Here is a 3021-nt window from a genome sequence, read left to right on the forward strand (position 1 = left end):
AATTTTACGCATTCAAGCTTAAATGCATAATCATATTTGACTTTTCTTTCCATAAAAATACCCCCAAATAGTGTCTAACTTTTTGGGGGCAGTCTAAAATAATTTTTCAGGTTTTTTTGTATTCCAAAATTTAAGAATGTTATTCTTCTTGTCTATTCAAATTTAGTTTACTGTTTTTATATCCATAAATAAAGTAAAAAATTAGTCCAATAACTAACCAACAACCAAACCACATCCAGTTAGAAACTGCCATTCCTGTTAGTAAATAGCAACAGGATATTAAGCCTAAAAGTGGAATTAAGGATAGATTTTTAGTGAATGATAAAACCATCATTACAGCACAAACTAGTAGGAAAACTATCATAGGTATATTAGTTGCTAGTTTATTTGTAGAAAAATCTAAAATAGTTGTAAAAAAATCTGGTATAAAGTTTATTGTTAATCCAGTTGCAATAATTACCATTAAAGGAAAAATAAATTTAGAATTTACATAAGGAATCCTGAATTTCCCTTTGGTTGCACGTTCTACCAATTCTGATTCACTTTGTGGAGAAAGCATTAGAACACCACCACAAACTAATACAAAAGCAAATAGAGTTCCAATAGAAGTAAAATCTAATACAAAGTTTTCATCTGTAAAGAAGATTGGAATTCCAACTACTAAACCTGTTACGATAGTAGCAAATCCGGGTGTTTTATATTTGGGGTGAATTTCAGAAAATTTCTTAGGCATCAAACCATCTCTAGACATTGTCATCCAAATCCTAGGTTGTCCCATTTGAAATACTAATAAAACACTTGTCATAGCAACAACCGCTGCAATAGAAACAATAAACAGCATCCATTTTACTCCTTTTAAAGCAAAAATTTCTGCTAAAGGATCACTAACGCCCAACAACTCATAGGACACCATTCCTGTAATAACCAAGGCTAAAACAATAAAAACAACGGTACAAATTGCTAATGAATAAATCATTCCTTTAGGTAAATCACGTTGTGGATTTTTGCTTTCTTCCGCTAAAGTAGAAACAGCATCGAAACCTATATAGGCAAAGAAAACAGCAGAAACACCACCCATAACACCACTAAATCCATTAGGCATAAAAGGTGTCCAATTATCAATATCGATATAAAAAGCACCTACAATAATTACCAATAAAATAATAGCTAACTTAATGTAAACCATAACATTACTGAAATTTTTAGATTCTTTAGTACCACGATAAACTAAATAAGTAATTAGCAAATTGATAACAACCGCAGGCAAATCGAAAATAATTTTTAATCCAGCTATACTAGGTGCGTTTTGCCAAGCCATTAATCCTTCATTGCCTTTTCCTGCAACAAAAGCGTCTTGTGCTGATTTATAATTTATTGTGAGCCATTCTGGTAAATGAACTCCAAAAGTCTCTAGTAAATTGGTAAAATAACCACTCCAAGAAAAAGCAATATAAATATTTCCGATAGAATATTCCATGATTAATGCCCAGCCAATAATCCAAGCAAATAATTCACCAAAAGAAACATAAGCATAGGTGTAAGCACTACCTGAAACTGGAACTCTCGAAGCAAATTCTGCATAACACATAGCTGTAAATCCACAGGCAATTGCACACATTATATAGAGTAAAACTACCGCTGGACCTCCTGAAAAACAAGCATTACCAATAGCAGAGAAAGTTCCTCCGCCAATAATGGCTGCGATTCCGAAAAATGTTAAATCTTTAACAGTTAGTACTTTGTTAAGTCCGGAATGTTCGCCATCTCCACCTTGTTGTAATATTGTTGAAAGAGATTTTCTTCTAAAAAGTTTTAAAAAACTCATAAATTTTGGTTTAAATTATTTGGTTAATTATGCCGCAATAGCAATCAGACATAAATATTTGTCACTAAAAATTGCAGGAAACAAATATATAAAACTTAGTGAATAAAAATATTAATAATTTATTCATCGATTTTTAACCAATAAAAAAGGTAATCCATGACAGATTACCTTTTAGTTTTGTATAATTTTGTGATGAAATTTAAATCAAATCGAAACGGTCTAAATTCATGACTTTAGCCCAAGCAGCGATAAAATCTTCAACAAATTGTTCTTTTGAATCTTCACAGGCATAAACTTCTGCAATTGCTCTTAATTCGGTATTAGAACCAAAAATTAAATCTACACGAGTTCCAATCCATTTAATATCTCCAGTTTTTCTATCACTTCCAATGAAAGTTTCACTTGATTCAGTCACAGATTTCCAAGTCGTACTTAAATCTAATAAATTCACGAAGAAATCATTAGTCAAAGCTTCTGGTGTTTTAGTGAAAACTCCAGTTTTAGATTGATCAAAATTGGTATTTAAAACTCTCATTCCAGCAACAAGTAAAGCCATTTCTGGAGCAGTAAGTGTCAGTAATTGTGCTTTATCTATTAATAATTCTTCAGCAGAAACTGTAAATTCAGTTTTGGAATAATTTCGGAAACCATCAGTTTGAGGTTCCAAAACATTAAATGATTCAACATCAGTTTGCTCTTGTGAAGCATCGGTTCTTCCTGGAGTAAAAGGAACATTAACATCGTAACCACCATTTTTAGCAGCTTTTTCAATTCCAACAGAACCTCCCAAAACAATTAAATCTGCAATAGAAACTTGTTTGTTTTCAGATTGTGATTGATTAAAATCTTGCTGAATTTTTTCTAAAACCGACAAAACTTTAGATAATTGAGACGGATTATTTACTTTCCAATCTTTTTGTGGCGATAAACGAATTCTTCCGCCATTTGCTCCACCACGTTTATCCGAACCACGGAAAGTTGAAGCTGATGCCCAAGCTGTAGATACTAATTCTGAAACTGTCAATCCTGAAGAAATAATTGAAGATTTCAAATTATTTATATCATCTTGATTAATTATCTGATAATTTATTTGCGGAATTGGATCTTGCCATAATAAATCTTCCGATGGAACTTCTGCACCTAAATATAGTGACTTTGGACCCAAATCTCTATGAGTTAATTTGAACCAAGCTCTG

Annotated in this window: 2 protein-coding genes; both read right to left on the reverse strand. The window is 31.9% G+C overall.

Going from position 1 to position 3021, the window contains the following annotated elements; genetic code table 11:
- Positions 1–139: 139 nt before the first annotated feature.
- A complete protein-coding gene (locus ACHZC3_RS10200; protein WP_394759760.1) occupies positions 140–1825 on the reverse strand; it encodes an amino acid permease in 1686 nt (561 codons plus the stop codon).
- 199 nt (positions 1826–2024) lie between these two features.
- A partial coding sequence (locus tag ACHZC3_RS10205) for a peroxidase family protein (protein WP_394759761.1) occupies positions 2025–3021 on the reverse strand: 997 nt, incomplete at its 5' end.

The organism is Flavobacterium sp., assembly GCF_043720215.1.
GTDB lineage: Bacteria > Bacteroidota > Bacteroidia > Flavobacteriales > Flavobacteriaceae > Flavobacterium.

Coding starts and splice junctions, on each gene's coding strand:
- ACHZC3_RS10200 (WP_394759760.1), bottom strand. CDS start 1,825: ATGAGTTTTTTAAAACTTTTTAGAAGAAAATCTCTTTCAACAATATTA.